This is a genomic window from Pseudomonas piscis (genome assembly GCF_009380155.1).
Taxonomy (GTDB): domain Bacteria; phylum Pseudomonadota; class Gammaproteobacteria; order Pseudomonadales; family Pseudomonadaceae; genus Aquipseudomonas; species Aquipseudomonas piscis.
The window spans coordinates 767,086-783,171 of the sequence record NZ_WHUV01000003.1 but is presented as its reverse complement, the minus strand read 5'-3'; the positions used below and the strand labels follow the sequence as shown (position 1 = coordinate 783,171).

General features: G+C 63.2%; 16 protein-coding genes. 5 read left to right on the top strand and 11 right to left on the bottom strand.

Annotated elements, in window-relative coordinates; all coding sequences use genetic code 11:
* Window positions 1-7 precede the first annotated feature (7 nt).
* Window positions 8-1,210: an MFS transporter gene (locus tag GDH07_RS20615; protein WP_152898727.1), complete on the bottom strand. Its 1,203-nt coding sequence runs from the start codon at window positions 1,208-1,210 to the stop codon at window positions 8-10.
* A 93-nt stretch (window positions 1,211-1,303) separates the two neighbouring features.
* Here GDH07_RS20615 and GDH07_RS20610 point away from each other — a divergent pair, with 93 nt between their 5' ends.
* Together GDH07_RS20610 and GDH07_RS20605 are read left to right on the top strand one after the other, a co-directional pair.
* On the top strand, window positions 1,304-1,876 hold the full coding sequence (locus tag GDH07_RS20610; RefSeq protein WP_022640205.1) for a TetR/AcrR family transcriptional regulator: 573 nt from the start codon (window positions 1,304-1,306) through the stop codon (window positions 1,874-1,876).
* Between the two features lie 117 nt (window positions 1,877-1,993).
* Window positions 1,994-5,467, top strand: coding sequence for a hybrid sensor histidine kinase/response regulator (locus GDH07_RS20605; RefSeq protein ID WP_103326537.1), 3,474 nt, complete (start codon window positions 1,994-1,996; stop codon window positions 5,465-5,467).
* A gap of 15 nt (window positions 5,468-5,482) precedes the next feature.
* Here the strand turns inward: GDH07_RS20605 and GDH07_RS20600 are convergent, their stop codons facing one another.
* Both GDH07_RS20600 and GDH07_RS20595 read right to left on the bottom strand, forming a co-directional pair.
* Window positions 5,483-6,850 carry a DNA recombination protein RmuC gene (locus GDH07_RS20600; RefSeq protein ID WP_174435365.1) on the bottom strand — a complete coding sequence of 456 codons (1,368 nt, stop codon included), beginning with the start codon at window positions 6,848-6,850 and terminating at the stop codon, window positions 5,483-5,485.
* Between the two features lie 175 nt (window positions 6,851-7,025).
* On the bottom strand, window positions 7,026-7,349 hold the full coding sequence (locus GDH07_RS20595; RefSeq protein ID WP_083456928.1) for an SEL1-like repeat protein: 324 nt from the start codon (window positions 7,347-7,349) through the stop codon (window positions 7,026-7,028).
* Between the two features lie 866 nt (window positions 7,350-8,215).
* On the opposite strand from GDH07_RS20595, the gene GDH07_RS20590 reads away from it, so the two are divergent.
* The 3 genes from GDH07_RS20590 to GDH07_RS20580 all read left to right on the top strand — a co-directional run bounded on the left by GDH07_RS20590 (window position 8,216) and on the right by GDH07_RS20580 (window position 10,637).
* Complete coding sequence (locus tag GDH07_RS20590; RefSeq protein ID WP_022640209.1) at window positions 8,216-8,440, top strand: hypothetical protein; 225 nt, start codon at window positions 8,216-8,218, stop codon at window positions 8,438-8,440.
* A 271-nt stretch (window positions 8,441-8,711) separates the two neighbouring features.
* Complete coding sequence (locus GDH07_RS20585; protein ID WP_053133326.1) at window positions 8,712-9,194, top strand: hypothetical protein; 483 nt, start codon at window positions 8,712-8,714, stop codon at window positions 9,192-9,194.
* Window positions 9,195-9,338: 144 nt separating this feature from the next.
* Complete coding sequence (locus GDH07_RS20580; protein WP_152898725.1) at window positions 9,339-10,637, top strand: OmpP1/FadL family transporter; 1,299 nt, start codon at window positions 9,339-9,341, stop codon at window positions 10,635-10,637.
* A 92-nt stretch (window positions 10,638-10,729) separates the two neighbouring features.
* Here GDH07_RS20580 and GDH07_RS20575 read toward each other — a convergent pair whose 3' ends face one another.
* The 8 genes from GDH07_RS20575 to cobU form a co-directional block, all read right to left on the bottom strand.
* A complete protein-coding gene (locus tag GDH07_RS20575) occupies window positions 10,730-11,281 on the bottom strand; it encodes a glutathione peroxidase (protein ID WP_022640211.1) in 552 nt (183 codons plus the stop codon).
* 55 nt (window positions 11,282-11,336) lie between these two features.
* Window positions 11,337-11,459, bottom strand: coding sequence for a hypothetical protein (locus GDH07_RS32740; RefSeq protein ID WP_256578573.1), 123 nt, complete (start codon window positions 11,457-11,459; stop codon window positions 11,337-11,339).
* Complete coding sequence (locus tag GDH07_RS20570) at window positions 11,456-12,658, bottom strand: MFS transporter (protein ID WP_031320305.1); 1,203 nt, start codon at window positions 12,656-12,658, stop codon at window positions 11,456-11,458. The genes GDH07_RS32740 and GDH07_RS20570 overlap by 4 nt, the downstream gene beginning before the upstream one ends.
* 52 nt (window positions 12,659-12,710) lie before the next feature.
* Entirely contained in the window at window positions 12,711-13,115 is a 405-nt protein-coding gene (locus GDH07_RS20565) for a MarR family winged helix-turn-helix transcriptional regulator (protein WP_152898724.1), read from the bottom strand.
* A 69-nt stretch (window positions 13,116-13,184) separates the two neighbouring features.
* Window positions 13,185-13,916 carry an adenosylcobinamide-GDP ribazoletransferase gene (locus GDH07_RS20560; RefSeq protein WP_085596843.1) on the bottom strand — a complete coding sequence of 244 codons (732 nt, stop codon included), beginning with the start codon at window positions 13,914-13,916 and terminating at the stop codon, window positions 13,185-13,187.
* 1 nt (window position 13,917) lies between these two features.
* Window positions 13,918-14,490 carry an alpha-ribazole phosphatase family protein gene (cobC, locus tag GDH07_RS20555; protein ID WP_152898722.1) on the bottom strand — a complete coding sequence of 191 codons (573 nt, stop codon included), beginning with the start codon at window positions 14,488-14,490 and terminating at the stop codon, window positions 13,918-13,920.
* A complete protein-coding gene (gene cobT, locus GDH07_RS20550; protein ID WP_152898720.1) occupies window positions 14,487-15,542 on the bottom strand; it encodes a nicotinate-nucleotide--dimethylbenzimidazole phosphoribosyltransferase in 1,056 nt (351 codons plus the stop codon). Before cobT ends, cobC begins: the two co-directional genes overlap by 4 nt.
* Window positions 15,539-16,060, bottom strand: a complete 522-nt coding sequence (gene cobU, locus GDH07_RS20545) for a bifunctional adenosylcobinamide kinase/adenosylcobinamide-phosphate guanylyltransferase (protein WP_022640220.1) — start codon at window positions 16,058-16,060, stop codon at window positions 15,539-15,541. Before cobU ends, cobT begins: the two co-directional genes overlap by 4 nt.
* Window positions 16,061-16,086 lie beyond the last annotated feature (26 nt).

Sequence of the window (16,086 nt, the reverse complement as noted above, 5' to 3'; positions counted from 1 at the left end):
GGGCTCATCACCCTGGTTCGCCACAAGCCACCACCGGACGCTGGCGCAGCAAAACCAGCAAGGCACCCAGGGACAAAAGGATCAGCACCGCGCCGTAACCATCGGTGGTGGCGACCAGGCCGAAGCTGCGGGCCAGCCCTCCAGCCAGCAATGCCGGCAGGCAGAACGCCAGGTAGCTCAGGACATAGAACGCCGACAGCAGCCCGGCTCGCTCGTGGGGCAAGGCCAGGGGCACCACACTGCGCAGAGCACCGAGGAAACCGCCACCGAAACCGCTGCCCAGCACCAGGGTACCGAAGAAGAACAGCGGCAGGCTGGCGCTGTGCACCGCCGCCAGGATCAGCGCCATGCCCAGGGCCAGCAACCCGGCCCCCAGGCGCAGGACCCCAGCGGGACGCCGTTCGCGCAGGGTGTAGATCATCACCGCACCGCTGAGCGTCAGCACGGCGACCAGGCCGCCGCCGATCAGGTTCGAGGTGGAACCGGTGGCGGCCCGCACCAGGGACGGCGCCAGGGATAGATAGAAACCACCCACCGCCCAAACCGCCACATCCACCGGTAGCGCCAGCCATAGCGCACGCCGCGCCTGCACCGGCACATGCAGGGTCGGGCGTAGCGAGGCCCAGGCTCCGGGTTGCGCGCTGACACTTTCCGGCAGGCGCCAGAGGTACAAGGCCTGCGCCACGAACAAGCCCAGGAGCAGCCAATAGCTCAATTGCAACGGCAGCGGCGCGAACTCCACCAGCACGCTGGCGCCCATGGCTCCGCAGGCCATGCCCAGCAACGGCGCAATGCTGTTGACCAAGGGGCCCTGCCGGCGATCGGTATCCAGCAGCGCGGCCCCCAGGGCACTGGTGGCCATGCCGGTAGCGAAACCCTGGACCATGCGTGCGGCGATCAGCCAGTACACGCTGCTTTCATTGATGAACAGCAGCATCGCCAGGATATTGAGCAGCAGGCCGACAAAAATCACCGGCCGGCGCCCCAGGTAGTCCGACAACGATCCCACCGTCAGCAACGCCGCCAAAAGGCTCATGGCATAGACGCCGAAGACCAGCGTCAGCATCGCCGGAGAAAAATGCAGGCGTTGCTGGTACAGGTGGTACAAGGGAGTCGGCACGCTGGACGCAGCCAGGAAACCGAGCAGGGTTACGGCCAGGAACAACAGACTGCAACGATTGGACACGCGAGTGTCGATAGCACCAGGCATAGGGCACGCTCCACTAAAGCTAATATTTTGCTTTTGCGGAGTGTGCGACTGCCAGGCGCTTAAAGCAAATTCTTTGTGTTAAGGTTCGACCCCATGGCTATCAAAGAAGGTTTACGCCCAGGCGGCCGCAGCGCCCGGGTCCAGGAATCCATCCACCGGGCAGTGCGCGAGCTTCTTGAAGAACAGGAACGCTCGACCCTGACCGTCCCGCAGATCGCCGCTCGCGCCGGCGTCACCCCCTCGACCATCTACCGACGCTGGGGCGACCTGGCAACCTTGCTCGCCGACGTTGCCCTGGCCCACATGCGCCCGGACAGCGAGCCGGCAAATACCGGCAGTTTGCGTGGCGACCTGCTGGCCTGGGCCGAACAGTACCTGGATGAAATGAGCTCCGAGCCCGGACGCAACATGATGCGCGACGTCCAATGCAGCGCCACCCCGGGTTATTGCGCGACCATCCTCGGCGGCCAGCTGCAGATCATCCTCGACCGTTATCGAACCAGCGCAGGCAAACTGCCGGACGTGGATCGGCTGCTGAACCTGATCGTGGCGCCCACGGTGTTCCGCATCCTGTTCGCCGCCGCGCCCCTCCAGGCCCAGGAGCTTCAAGAGCTGGTCGATATAGCCCTGGGTCCGGCTTGCGAAACCCGCTCCCAGCCAGGCTGAACCGCCCCTGCGACATCAGGCCGCGCTGATACCTTGGTCGACACTGACGACGACTCGACATCGTGCCAGACTGTCTGGCCGGGCTGACGTGCCCGGTGCATCTGTTTCGGAGTTCCCATGTCGTTGTCCAGCGGGCTGATTGCAGCCGTTGCCCTGGCCTATATGGCCATCATGTTCGCCATCGCCTTCTACGGCGACCGCCGCAGTGCGCCCCTTCCGCCGCGCGTGCGGGCCTGGGTGTACAGCCTGTCGCTGGCGGTGTATTGCACCAGCTGGACCTTCTTCGGCGCCGTGGGCCAGGCCACCGAACAACTCTGGGCTTTCCTGCCGATCTACCTGGGACCGATCCTGCTGCTGGTATTCGCCCCCTGGGTACTGCAGAAGATGGTGATGATCAGCAAGCAGGAGAACATCACCTCCATCGCCGACTTCATCGCCGCCCGCTACGGTAAATCCCAGTCCCTGGCAGTGGTGGTGGCGCTGATCTGCCTGGTGGGGGTGCTGCCCTACATCGCCCTGCAACTCAAAGGCATCGTGCTCGGGGTCAACCTGCTGATCGGCGCCGGCGCCGATACCATGGGCACCCGCGCCCAGGACACGGCGCTGATCGTGTCGCTGATCCTGGCCCTGTTCACCATCGTCTTCGGCACTCGCAACCTGGACGCCACCGAGCACCACCGGGGCATGGTGCTGGCGATCGCCTTCGAATCCCTGGTCAAGCTGTTCGCCTTCCTCGCGGTGGGAGTGTTCGTCACCTACGGCCTGTACGACGGTTTCGACGATCTGTTCAGCCAGGCCATGCTGGCCCCGCGCCTGGAGCAGTATTGGGAAGAAACCGTCAACTGGCCGTCGATGGTGGTGCAGACCGGAGTGGCGATGATGGCGATCATCTGCCTGCCCCGGCAGTTCCACGTCACCGTGGTGGAAAACATCGAGCCCCAGGACCTGCGCCTGGCCAAATGGGTTTTCCCGGCCTACCTGGCCCTGGCCGCACTGTTCGTGGTGCCCATTGCCCTGGCCGGGCAGATGCTCTTGCCCAGCAGCGTGTTGCCGGACTCCTTCGTCATCAGCCTGCCCCTGGCCCAGGCCCATCCGGCCCTGGCCCTGCTGGCCTTCATCGGCGGCGCCTCGGCGGCCACCGGCATGGTGATCGTCGCCAGCGTGGCGCTGTCGACCATGGTCTCCAACGACATGCTGCTGCCCTGGCTGCTGCGGCACAACAATGCCGAACGTCCGTTCGAAGTGTTCCGTCACTGGATGCTCTCGGTACGCCGGGTGAGCATCGTCGTCATCCTGCTGCTGGCCTACGTCAGCTACCGCCTGCTGGGCTCCACCGCGAGCCTGGCCACCATCGGCCAGATCGCCTTCGCCGCCGTGACCCAGCTGGCGCCAGCCATGGTCGGCGCGCTGTACTGGAAACAGGCCAACCGCCGTGGCGTGTTCGCCGGCCTGGCCGCCGGCACCTTCATCTGGTTCTACACCCTGGTACTGCCGCTGGCGGCCCATAGCCTGGGCTGGTCGCTGAACAGCTTCCCGGGCCTGGCCTGGTTGCACAGCAACCCGCTGAACCTGCCGATCACGCCGCTGACCCAGGGCGTGGTGCTGTCCATGGCCGGCAACTTCACCCTGTTCGCCTGGGTTTCGGTCCTGTCGCGCACCCGGGTTTCCGAGCATTGGCAAGCCGGGCGCTTCATCGGCCAGGAAATCAGCGGCCGCCTGAGTTCGCGCTCGATGCTGGCGGTGCAGATCGACGACCTGCTGAAGCTGGCCGCGCGCTTTGTCGGCGAAGAACGCGCCCGCCAGAGCTTCATTCGTTTCGCCTACCGCCAGGGCAAGGGCTTCAACCCGAACCAGAACGCCGACGGCGAATGGATCGCCCACACCGAACGCCTGCTGGCGGGCGTACTGGGGGCCTCATCGACCCGGGCGGTGGTCAAGGCAGCCATCGAAGGCCGGGACATGCAGCTCGAGGACGTGGTGCGCATCGCCGACGAAGCCTCCGAGGTCTTGCAGTTCAACCGTGCCCTGCTGCAAGGCGCGATCGAGAACATCAGCCAGGGCATCAGCGTGGTGGATCAGTCCCTCAAGCTGGTGGCCTGGAACCGGCGCTACCTGGAACTGTTCAACTATCCCGAGGGGCTGATCAGCGTCGGCCGGCCGATCGCCGACATCATCCGCCACAATGCCGAGCGCGGCCTGTGCGGCCCCGGCGAAGCGGAAGTGCACGTGGCCAGGCGCCTGCACTGGATGCGCCAGGGCCGCGCCCACACTTCCGAGCGATTGTTCCCCAATGGCCGGGTGATCGAGCTGATCGGCAACCCCATGCCCGGCGGCGGCTTCGTCATGAGCTTCACCGATATCACCCCGTTTCGCGAGGCCGAACAGGCCCTGACCGAAGCCAACGAAGGCCTGGAACAACGGGTGGCGGAACGTACCCATGAGCTGTCGCAACTCAACGCCGCGCTGATCGAGGCCAAGGGCACTGCCGAATCGGCCAACCAGTCCAAGACCCGTTTCCTGGCCGCGGTCAGCCATGACTTGATGCAACCGCTGAACGCCGCGCGACTGTTTTCCGCCGCCCTCTCCCATCAGGAAGACGGCCTGTCCGCCGAGGCCCAGCAACTGGTGCAGCACCTGGACAGTTCGCTGCGTTCGGCCGAAGACCTGATCAGCGACCTGCTGGACATCTCGCGCCTGGAGAACGGCAAGATCACTCCGGAACGCAAACCCTTCGCCCTCAACGAACTGTTCGACACCCTGGGCACGGAGTTCAAGGTCCTGGCCCAGGAACAGGGCCTGCAATTCCGGGTGCGCGGCAGCCATCTGCGCGTCGACAGCGACAGCAAGCTGCTGCGCCGGGTGCTGCAGAACTTCCTGACCAATGCCTTCCGCTACGCCAAGGGTCCGGTCCTGCTGGGCGTGCGCCGCCGCGGCGACTCGTTGAGCCTGGAAGTCTGGGACCGAGGGCCCGGCATTCCGCAGGACAAGCAGCAGGTGATCTTCGAGGAGTTCAAGCGCCTGGACAGCCACCAGACCCGCGCCGAAAAAGGCCTGGGGCTGGGCCTGGCGATCGCCGACGGTCTGTGCCGGGTGCTGGGACATCCACTACAGGTGCGCTCCTGGCCCGGCAAGGGCAGCGTATTCAGTGTCAGCGTGCCCCTGGCGCGCAGCGGCACCGTGGCTCCGGGCAAGGTTGCGGAGATCAAAGGGCAGTCGCTCAACGGCGGGCAAGTGCTCTGCCTGGATAATGAAGACAGCATCCTGATCGGCATGAACAGCCTGCTGACCCGCTGGGGCTGCCAGGTCTGGACCGCCCGCAACCGCGAGGAGTGCGCAGCGCTGCTCAAGGAAGGCATCCGCCCGCAACTGGCCCTGGTGGACTACCACCTGGACGATGGCGAAACCGGCACCGAGGTCATGGCCTGGCTGCGCACCCAATTGGGGGAACCGGTACCCGGCGTGGTGATCAGCGCCGATGGCCGCCCGGAGATGGTCGCCCAGGTGCATGCGGCAGGCTTGGACTACCTGGCCAAGCCGGTGAAGCCCGCGGCCTTGCGCGCCCTGCTCAGCCGGCACCTGCCCCTGGGCTGAAGCGCGCCGGACGACTCAGTCCGGCAGTTCCAGCTCGCGGCCATCGGCATCGGTCATGGCCCGCTCCAGCAGGTCCGCCGGCAAGCTCTTGCTGGCACGCGCGCCGAGCAGCTTGAGCTGCTCGCTGCGGCTGATCAGGTTGCCGCGACCCTCGGTCAGCTTGTTGCGTGCCGCCGCGTAGGCCTTGTCCAACTGCTGCAAACGATTGCCGACCTCATCCAGGTCCTGGATGAACAGCACGAACTTGTCGTACAGCCAGCCCGCCCGCTCGGCGATTTCCCGCGCGTTCTGACTCTGGCGCTCCTGTTTCCACAGGCTGTCGATCACCCGCAAGGTAGCGAGCAAGGTGGTCGGGCTGACGATCACGATATGCCGGTCGAAGGCTTCCTGGAACAGATTGGGCTCGGCCTGCAATGCCGCGGAAAAAGCGCCTTCGACCGGTACGAACAACAGCACGAAATCCAGGCTGTGCAAGCCTTCCAGGCGCTTGTAGTCCTTGCCGGCCAAGCCCTTGACGTGATTGCGCAGGGACAGCACGTGCTGCTTCAGGGCGGCCTGGGCGACCTGTGGGTCGTCACAGCCCACATACTGCTGATAAGCCGTGAGGCTGACCTTGGAATCCACCACCACCTGCTTGTCGCCGGGCAGCATGATCAGCACATCGGGCTGGAATCGCTCGCCATCCGGGCCCTTGAGGCTGACCTGGGTCTGGTATTCGCGGCCCTTTTCCAGGCCGGCATGCTCCAGCACCCGCTCGAGGATTAGCTCGCCCCAGTTGCCCTGGGTTTTCTGGCCCTTGAGGGCGCGGGTCAGGTTGGTGGCCTCATCGCTCAAGCGCAGGTTCAACTGCTGCAGGCGCTCCAGCTCCTTGGCCAGGGAAAACCGCTCGCGGGCCTCAGACTGATAACTCTCCTCCACGCGCTTCTCGAAAGCCTGGATACGATCCTTCAGCGGATCCAGCAACTGCCCCAGGCGCTGTTGGCTGGTTTCGGCGAAGCGCTGTTCACGCTCATCGAAGATCTTGCCCGCCAGCTCGGCGAACTGGGCGCGCAGTTCGTCGCGGGAGCCCTGCAGATCCGTGAGACGTTGTTGATGGCTGTCCTGCTGCTCGCGCAGCTCAGCGGCCAGCGATGCCGCCTGGGCATCCAGCCGGCGCAATTCGTGTTCCTTGGCAGCGCGCTCCAGGCTCCAGGCGTGGGCCGCATCACGGGCGTTGTCACGCTCGATCTGCAACAGCTCCACCTCACGTCCCAGAGCCGCCAGGTCCGCCTGCTTGAGGGCGTTGGCCTGGCTCAGATCGCTGACTTCATCGCGACTGGCATCCAGTTGCGCCATCAGCCCTTCCTGGGCCATCTGGGCAGTGGCCAGGCGTTCTTCCAGCAGGGACAGGTCAGCTTGGCTGGAACTGGCACGCCGCTGCAGTTGCCAGGCCAATGCCAGCAATGGCACCGCAGCCGCCGCCAGGCCAAGCAAGATGCTGGTCAAGTCCATAGCCATAGCGAGTCCTGACATCCAGAAAAGAAATGAAGGTTAACCAAGCCGCCAGGGGTTGGACAGCTCAGTCTTCGATCCGACCCAGCTCTTGCTGGGCGCTACGGTCGCCGGCGCGAGCCGCCTGGCGCAGCAGGTCATGACCGATACGGCGGTCCCGGGCATTACCGCATTCGCGGCACATCAACTGACCCAGCCGGCTCTGCGCGGCGACTACGCCTTGGCGGGCCGGCTGCTTGAGCAGGCGTCCGGCAAAGTGCTTGACGCTGGAGCTATGTCCAAGACGCGGATTGTCCAGCAACCACAGGGCAACCCGCAGGGAGAAACGCTTGGGTTCGGTAACACTTTCAGAGGTTGCGGTAACAGAGGGTGATACTGAGCGAAACTTCATAAAGCACTGTGGGGGCAGATCGGAAGGCGCGCCACTCTACTCCTTTTTTCGCCCGGGTAAAGCCCAAAAGACCCAGCACGCCCGTCCTAGAGCAAGCGCTTGGGACAATCCACAGAAGCTGTGGATAACTCAGTGGACAACCCCTCTTCAACCCTCGCAAAGCCCCATGAGACGGGCCTTCCAGTCAAACTGACGATTTTTTCACCAGCAAAAAAAAGCGATGTTTTTCATTGACTTAAATTCTCGAGACAGGCTAAGGGGCTAACTTCAGGCAAGGTGACAAGCGGGTGACACGCTGCGCGATAAGTGTGCACAACCGTGTTGAAATTGACGCTGGCAACGCACTCTTTTCGTACACACCCCAAGCTGGGGGTTACACCGCCGGTTTCCCGACTCTCGATAAAAATTCACCTAGCACACTTGCGTTCCGCCCTTCAACTCAATACAATTCGCGCCGTTAGTACCAAGCTGAAAGTCAATTCTGGTCGAACAAGTCCCGTCGGCAGCACCTCGAAACGAGCAGCACGCCAACATCCAGGACCGACCATCTCGCTGGTTTCCAGGTAACACTCACCACTGCAGCGTCCTTGGAAAATTCTCCAGGCCGCGAGTGAGCTCCTTACTCTGACCGAACCAACCTGCAAATTGATCAGGATCTTCACCCTGGGCCCAGAACCTCTGCCCTTGTTGTGCTGCCTGACCTCCTAAGTACCTACCTGCCAGCCTTAGCGCAACTGTAATCAAAGCGCTGCAAACTGGCTGCTTTGTTCCAGACAGGTTCTTCGCCCGGCCCTTGGCGGCCAGCGTCACTGGAACGTTTTAACGTTGCACGGCTCTTATCCGTGTCATTTGTAGGAACAATAATTATGTCTACTCAAATCCAGACCCAGAATGCCATTCGTACCCTGACCAACGCTTTTGCACCACTGAACTGCCTGATCATGGCAACCCGCAAAAACGGTTTCAGCTTCACCCTGGTCAACGAACATGGAATCGCCCGTCACAGCGAACGCCTGTATCCCGACCAGTACTCCAGCGCCGAGCCGCTGCAGGCCGTGATCGAGCGCACGCGCCAGGCCCTGGTGGCCTGATCCGGCAACCGCCGAAAAGCCCGAAGCCCCGCCACTATGCGGGGCTTTTTTATGACTTGTGATTTATCGGCGGCTTCGAGCGATCAAAGTACCAATCGATATAAGGCTTATAACAAGGGAACGGAAATATTTTAAAAACAGGCCTTTACAGCACAGATATGACACTACACTTCAACTCAAGCGGCCTGAACCGCTTCCGGCAAACCTGATCATTCATTAGCTGCCAAGCGCCTTCAGGTTTCGCCGGCCATTTTCAATCCTCGAGGGCTTTATGGGTATCGCCGCCAGCGAGTTGTGCCGCTATGTGATACGCCCAACGCTGATGTACCTGGGTAGCCATAGCAAAACCGCTGAAGCCTTGTTATTGGGCATCGCCGCCAGCCAGTCGGAGCTGGGTTCGGCGCTGCACGATCGCCGTGGCCATGGGCTGTACCGCATCACCGAACCACGTCACCGGGCCCTCTGGGACCATTACCTGGCGCTGGACCCGGAACGAGCTAGTCTGGTTCGCGGATTGGCCAGCCAGCACGCGTTTCTCAGCGGACCGCACCTGGAACTGACCGTCAACCTGCGCTACGCCACGGCGATCGCCTGGTTGCTGGTGGAAGAACAGCACACCGCGCTACCCGCTGCCGACGATTTGCTCGGCATGGCCCGCATCTGGAGGAAGACCTTTCAACCACAAGGACGTTTAAGAGACTTCACCTATGCCTGGCAAACCTGTGTTTCACCACTGAGCCAGGTGGCCTGCTGACGACGACTTTTACAAGATCAGAGAAAAAGCCTGATTTTGGTCGGATTGTCCTACAAAACCGCTCTAGATCAACTATTGCAGCCTATAGCGCCGAGGCAGAAATGTTGGTAATTTTCGCCTCGGTGATCACCAGGAGTTCTAATAATGAAAAAAGTAATGCTCAAATCCACCATTGGCCTCGCCGTCGCGATGGCGTCCAGCCAGATCTTCGCCAGCGGCTTCGCCCTCAACGAACAAAGCATCAGTGGCATGGGTACCGGTTTTGCCGGCCGTTCTTCCGCCGCCGATGACGCAAGCACTGTCTATGGCAACCCTGCCGGTATGTCCCGTCTGAAACAGCAACAAGTCACCGTAGGTGTCGCTGCCATCGACGCAAGCACCGACATCAAGCACACCAGCGGTACTCAGACCGGCACCAACAAAGGGGACATGGTTCCTTTCACAGCGGTGCCACTGGGCTTCTACGTCAAGCCCATCGATGAGCACTGGGCATTCGGCCTGGGTGTCTACGCGCCGTTCGGCCTTGTGACCGACTATGAAAACGACTTCCAAGGTCGCAACTTCGGCAGCAAGAGCGACGTCAAGGTCATTACCCTGCAACCGACCGTCAGCTATGCCTTCAACGACAAGGTCTCGATCGGTTTTGGCCCGACCATCAACCGCATTTCCGGCGTGCTGGAATCTGCCTTGCAGCCGCCACTTTCCCGCAACACCAGTAACGTCAAGATCAAGGGTGACGATACAGCCCTGGGCTACAACATCGGCGTGCTGGTACAAGCCACCGACACTACCCGTGTCGGCCTGACCTACCACTCCAAGGTCGACTACAAGCTGGAAGGCCATACTGACGTCTACGCAGGTGCAGGTACTGCTGGTGCCGGCACCCCGTTCTCGGTGCTGAAAAGCGAACGCTACGACGCATCCCTCAAGGTCACCACTCCCGAGTCCTACGACCTGTCCGTCACTCAGGACCTGAACGACGCCTGGAAAGTCTATGCAGGCGCCACCTGGACTCGCTGGAGCCGCCTGAAGGACATCACCGTCAAGAACGAAGGCGTCACCCGCGCCAACGGCGGCGCCTTCGCCCCTGCCGGCCTGAGCACCATCAAGGAAGATCAGAACTGGCATGACACCTGGGCCTACGCACTGGGCACCTCCTATCAGCTCAACAAGCAATGGGTCCTGCGTACCGGCCTGAGCTTCGACCAGGCTCCCACCAACAACACTGACCGTTCGCCGCGCATCCCTACTGGCGACCGGACCATCTTCAGTGTGGGTGCAGGCTGGAGCCCGACCGATGACCTGACCATCGATGTGGCCTACTCCTACCTCAAGGAAGAAAAGGTCAGCATCAACCGCCGCAACGCACTCGGCCAGACCTACAACGCCGAGTACGAAAACAGCGCGAATGGTTTCGGTCTTGGCGCGACCTACCGCTTCTAACATTCGACCTCAGGCGTAGACCTGAGTTATCGAATGCAGAAAGCCCCGGCATCCTCACGGATCCGGGGCTTTCTACTTTGCCGAACGGCTAATCAAGACCCCGACGCCAATGCCTTCTCCACCGCCTCGAGCAACTCCGGGTCATCCGGCTTGGTCAAGCTGGAGAAATTGGCGACTACCTTGCCCTGGCGATCCACCACGTACTTGTAGAAATTCCACTTCGGCGCGCTGCTCTGCTGCGCCAGCACCTTGAACAGGTGCACCGCATCCGCGCCCTTGACCTTCTGTGGCTCGGTCATGGTGAAGGTCACGCCGTAATTGACATAGCAGACCTTGGCGGTTTCGGCGCCGTCCTTGGACTCTTGCTTGAAGTCGTTGGACGGCACTCCCACTACCTCCAATCCCTGGTCCTTGTAGCGCTGGTACAAGGCCTCGAGCCCCTTGAACTGAGGGGCGAACCCGCAAAAGCTCGCCGTGTTGACCACCACCAGCGGCTTGCCAGCGAACCGCTGGCACAGATCGATGGATTCCTTGGCGCGCAACTTGGGCAACGAGCCCTGCAACAACGCCGGACAATCGGCGGCCCAGGTGGAGCCGGCAAAGGCCGCGAGCAAAACTGGAACGGCAAACCAGCGCATAGCCATGTCAGGTGTCCTTGAAAAGTCGTCAGGCCTCGACGTTACTCGCCCCTGTCAGCGACTAGCAAGCGCCCATGCCCAATTGCATCAGCGCCATTCCACTGCGCTGCCAGCCCCACCAGGCCAGCAGCAATGACAAGGCGACCAAGCCCAGGCCGACCCACCATCCAATGCGCACCTTCATGCGGCGCTGGCCTGCAGGCGCGCCACCGGGCGCTCACGTACCGGCCAGTTGAGCGCCGCGGCCAGCAAGCTGAGGAGGATCGCCACCTGCCAGATCAGGTCGTAGCTGCCGGTCCGGTCGTACACCACGCCGCCCAGCCAACCACCGAGGAACGAACCCAGCTGGTGGAACAGGAACACGATCCCGCCAAGCATCGACAGATTCCGCACCCCGAACAGGGTCGCCACCGTACCGTTGGTCAAAGGCACCGTGGACAGCCAGAGAAACCCCATGGCCATGCCGAACAGGTAGGCGCTGGCCTGGGTCACCGGCACCCATAAAAACAGCATGATCACCACCGCTCGCAGCAGGTACAGGCCCGTGAGCAAACGCGGCTTGGAGAGGCGCCCACCCAACCAGCCAGCGGTGTAGGTCCCGAAGATATTGAACAGGCCGATCAGCGCCAGCACCGTGGTACCCACGGTAGCCGGCAAATGCTGGTCCACCAGGTAGGCCGGCAAATGCACACCGATGAACACCACCTGGAAACCACAGACGAAAAAGCCGAAGGCCAGCAACCAGAACCCTGAGTGGGAACAAGCCTCGCGCAATGCCTCCATCAGGCTCTGCTCATGCCCATGGGCGGGCAGCGGTTTGTCCTTGAGCATGCTCACCAGCGGCACGATCAGCGCCACCAGCACACCCAGCACCAGCAGCGCCGCCGACCAGCCCAGCCAGCCGATCAGGCCCAGGGTGCCCGGCAGCATGGCGAACTGGCCGAAGGAACCGGCAGCGCTGGCCAGGCCCATGCCCATGCTGCGCTTCTCCGGCGGCAGCGCGCGGCCAACCACACCCAGGATCACCGAGAACGAAGTACCGGACAGGCCAATACCGATCAGCAGCCCGGCGCTCAGGGACAGCGACAAGGGCGAGTCCGCCATCCCCATGCACGCCAGGCCCACGGCGTACAGCACGCCGCCGATAAGTACTACCTTCGCCGCACCGAAGCGATCGGCCAGTGCCCCGGTGAATGGCTGGGCCAGGCCCCAGATCAGGTTCTGCAAGGCAATGGCGAAGGCGAAGACCTCGCGCCCCCAACCGAACTGCGCACTCATGGGCGGCAGGAACAGGCCGAAGCCATGCCTGATCCCCAGCGACAAGGCCAGGATCAACGCGCTGCCAAGAAGTACCCAACTGCTGGTACGCCACATCGATGACATTTTTATTCTCCGTCTACGGGTATATACCCGCTTATATTCGAACGAACCGGCCTCAGGCCAGTTCGTTCAGCAAGGCCAACAGGGTTTCACGCTTTTCCACCCCCAGGCGATCGATCAGTCGCTGCTGGGCCGCTTCCCAAGCCGGCAAGGCCGCAGCCAGGCATTCATGCCCCGCCTCGGTCAGCTGCACCAGGCGATTGCGCTGATCGTCACCCTCGGTCAGGCGCACCAGACCCGAGGCCTCCAATACCCGAACATTACGCCCCAGGGTACTGCGATCCAGGCCCATGGCCTCGGCCAGGCTGGAGATACTCGGCTGCTCGAGGCGCAGCAGGTTGTTCAGCAAGGAATACTGGGCGACGTTGATCCCGAAGCCATCGAGGGCGCCGTCGTAGAACCTGCTGACGCCACGCGCGGCGCGACGCAGGTTGGTGCACAAACATTGGGAGGGAAGCATGATACGTGTATATACCCGCGAAAATTCCAGGACAACTGTTTTCAATAAAAATGCTGCTCGGCGCTCGCCTCAGGATAGCGCCAGGGCCAGCAGTACCGCGGTCTCCAGCAACTCCAGCAAGGCGCCGGCGGTATCCCCGGTGGTACCGCCCAAGCGCTGCAGCATCAGTTGACGCAACCAGCAGAACACCACGAGGGCCAGCAACAGCGCCAACAAGCCGTGGTATCCCCCCAGCAACAGGCAACCCAGGACACTCAGGGCCAGCACTTGCCTGCCCGCCAGGCGTGGCAAATGATCGGCCAGGGCCTGGCCCAGACCGCCGGCACGCACATAGGGCGTACTGAGGAACAGGCCAAGCAAGGCCGCGCGTCCGATCAACGGCGCCAGTAGCAGAGCCACAGCTTGTTGCTGCTCGATCAGGGCCACCAGCGCCGCGAACTTGAGCAGCAGGACCAGGACCAGGGTAACCACGGCAATCGGCCCGCTGCGCGGATCCTTCATGATGCTCAGGGTGCGCTCGCGATCACCGAAGCCGCCCAGCCAGGCGTCGGCGCTATCGGCCAGACCATCCAGGTGCAGTCCGCCGCTGAGCAAGACCCAGGCAGCCAGCAACAAGGCTGCGTGCAGCAGCGGCGCAGCGCCACTGAGCAAGGCATTCAGTGCCCACAGCAAGACACCGAACAGCAACCCCACCAGCGGATAGAACAACAACGAGCGCCCCAGTTGCTCGGGCTGCGGCATGCCCGGCAGGCGGATCGGCAAGCTGCTGAGGAACTGCAAGGCAATCCAGAATGGCAGCATCTCAGCCCTCCTCGCTCATCCGTCCCGCAGCCACTGTCAGGCCGAACCAGGCACCATGGCCCACTTCGACATTCAGCAATTGCTCACGGGGCAGCCCACGGGCCCTGGCCAACAACAAGCGCATCACACCGCCATGGCTGATCAGCAGCACCCGCCGCCCGGCATGGGCCTGGTACAGGCTGTCGACCGCTGCCAACACCCGTTGTGAAAAGCACTCTACCGGCTCGCCTCCAGGCGGGGTGAAACCATAGGGGTCGGACCAGAAACGCCCCAGGCCCTCGGCGTCGGTTTGCATCAGGGCTGCCGTGCTCCGCCCTTCCCAGTCACCGAAGTGCAGCTCCTTGAGACCCGGTTCCAGCACCAGCGGCAGTTGCAGGCGCGCCGTCAGTTGCTCGGCAAAACTTGCGCAACGCTGCAACGGCGAGCTGACCACCAGGTCCCAGGGGCCGCGCCCCTCAACCCCGGCATGCATCTGCTGCCAGCCCCGCTCGGTCAAGGCGTCGTCCAGGCTGCCACGCAAGCCACCACCAGACTCGGTCTCACCGTGGCGCAGAAGGTCCAGGCGCAAGGTCATGCCGGACGATCCGCCACGGCCGCTTCGGCGAAAGTCGCCATCTGCCCGTGCAGGTCGCAGGCCAGGCGCAGCAAGGGCACCGCCAGCGCCGCACCACTGCCTTCTCCAAGGCGCAGGCCCAGGTCCAGCAACGGATCGGCCTCGAGCACTTGCAGCACATGCCGGTGCCCAGGTTCGGCGCCCTGGTGGGCGAACAGCAACCAGGGGCGGCAGCCTGGATTCAAACGCACCGCTACCAGTGCCGCGACGCTGCAAATGAAGCCGTCCACCAGCACCGCGATGCCCTCCTGGGCACAGGCCAGGTAGGCGCCGGCCAAGGCCGCGAGCTCGAAACCGCCAAGGTCTTGCAGCGCTTGCCAGGCATCACCGCGTGCCCCCTGGTGCAAGGCAAGGGCTCGCTCGATGACCTGGGCCTTGTGGCTGACGCCCGCGGCGTTCAGCCCGGTACCTGGCCCGGCCAGCTGCGTTACCGGAATGTCCAGCAAGGCGCAGGCGATGGCGCTGGCGGCCGTGGTATTGCCGATCCCCATTTCCCCACCGATGAACAACTGGGCGCCCTGCCCATGGGCACGTAGCGCACTATCACGACCGGCCTGCAGCGCTTGCTCGAGCTGGGCCCGGGTCATGGCCGGGCCCTGGAGGAAGTTCGCCGTGCCCAGCCCCAGGTTCAGGTGGCGCACTCCAGGCAGCTCCAGGTTCGGCGTCACAGTGCCCAGGTCCACCACTTCCAGCTGCGCCGCCAACTGGCGGGCCAGCACGCTGATCGCGGCGCCACCATTGACGAAGTTCAGCAGCATCTGGCCGGTCACTTCCTGCGGATAGGCCGACACACCTTCGGCCACCACCCCGTGATCACCGGCGAAGATGGTGATCCACAACTGCTCGATGGCGGGCTTGAGCCGGCCTTGCAAGCCCGCCAGGCGCACGGCCAGCGGCTCCAACTGGCCCAGCGAGCCGGCCGGTTTGGTCAGCTGCTGCTGCCGGGCCAGGGCCTGCTCCACCACTTGGCTAGCGATGGACTTGCACGGATTCTGCCACCAGGAATTGCTCATAACGCGGGTCCTTTCAAAGTCAGGGGCAGGCCAGCCACCGTCAGCACCACTCGCTGACAGCGCTCGGCCAGGGCCTGATGCAGCCAACCGGCTTCATCCACATAGCGGCGAGTCAATTCGCCCAGCGGCACGACACCCATTCCGGTCTCGTTGCTGACAAAGATAATGTCTCCCGGCAACTCGGCCACGCATTGCAGCAAGGCCTCGCGCTCGGCAGAAAGGCGCTGCTGGTCTTCGAGCATCAGCAGGTTGGTCAGCCACAGGGTCAGGCAGTCCACCAACAGGCAGCGCCCCGGACTGGCCGCCTGGCGCAGTACCCGGGCCAGCTCCAGGGGCTCTTCGACCAGCCCCCAATGCGCCGGACGGCGTTCGCGATGATGGGCGATACGCTGGTTCATCTCGCCGTCCAACGGTTGGCTGGTGGCGATATAGGTCACTTCCAGCGCACTGTCGTTGGCCAGTTTCTCGGCCAGGCGGCTCTTGCCGGAGCGGGCACCACCGAGGATCAGTTGCAACATGCTTGGGCACCTCTGAAAAGAAAACC

Bases quoted from the DNA above. Each gene is read 5' to 3' on its own strand.
- GDH07_RS20615 (WP_152898727.1), bottom strand. From the start codon at position 1,210: ATGCCTGGTGCTATCGACACTCGCGTGTCCAATCGTTGCAGTCTGTTG.
- GDH07_RS20610 (WP_022640205.1), top strand. From the start codon at position 1,304: ATGGCTATCAAAGAAGGTTTACGCCCAGGCGGCCGCAGCGCCCGGGTC.
- GDH07_RS20605 (WP_103326537.1), top strand. From the start codon at position 1,994: ATGTCGTTGTCCAGCGGGCTGATTGCAGCCGTTGCCCTGGCCTATATG.
- GDH07_RS20595 (WP_083456928.1), bottom strand. From the start codon at position 7,349: ATGAAGTTTCGCTCAGTATCACCCTCTGTTACCGCAACCTCTGAAAGT.
- GDH07_RS20590 (WP_022640209.1), top strand. From the start codon at position 8,216: ATGTCTACTCAAATCCAGACCCAGAATGCCATTCGTACCCTGACCAAC.
- GDH07_RS20585 (WP_053133326.1), top strand. From the start codon at position 8,712: ATGGGTATCGCCGCCAGCGAGTTGTGCCGCTATGTGATACGCCCAACG.
- GDH07_RS20580 (WP_152898725.1), top strand. From the start codon at position 9,339: ATGAAAAAAGTAATGCTCAAATCCACCATTGGCCTCGCCGTCGCGATG.
- GDH07_RS20575 (WP_022640211.1), bottom strand. From the start codon at position 11,281: ATGGCTATGCGCTGGTTTGCCGTTCCAGTTTTGCTCGCGGCCTTTGCC.
- GDH07_RS32740 (WP_256578573.1), bottom strand. From the start codon at position 11,459: ATGAAGGTGCGCATTGGATGGTGGGTCGGCCTGGGCTTGGTCGCCTTG.
- GDH07_RS20570 (WP_031320305.1), bottom strand. From the start codon at position 12,658: ATGTCATCGATGTGGCGTACCAGCAGTTGGGTACTTCTTGGCAGCGCG.
- GDH07_RS20565 (WP_152898724.1), bottom strand. From the start codon at position 13,115: ATGCTTCCCTCCCAATGTTTGTGCACCAACCTGCGTCGCGCCGCGCGT.
- GDH07_RS20560 (WP_085596843.1), bottom strand. From the start codon at position 13,916: ATGCTGCCATTCTGGATTGCCTTGCAGTTCCTCAGCAGCTTGCCGATC.
- cobC (WP_152898722.1), bottom strand. From the start codon at position 14,490: ATGACCTTGCGCCTGGACCTTCTGCGCCACGGTGAGACCGAGTCTGGT.
- cobT (WP_152898720.1), bottom strand. From the start codon at position 15,542: ATGAGCAATTCCTGGTGGCAGAATCCGTGCAAGTCCATCGCTAGCCAA.
- cobU (WP_022640220.1), bottom strand. From the start codon at position 16,060: ATGTTGCAACTGATCCTCGGTGGTGCCCGCTCCGGCAAGAGCCGCCTG.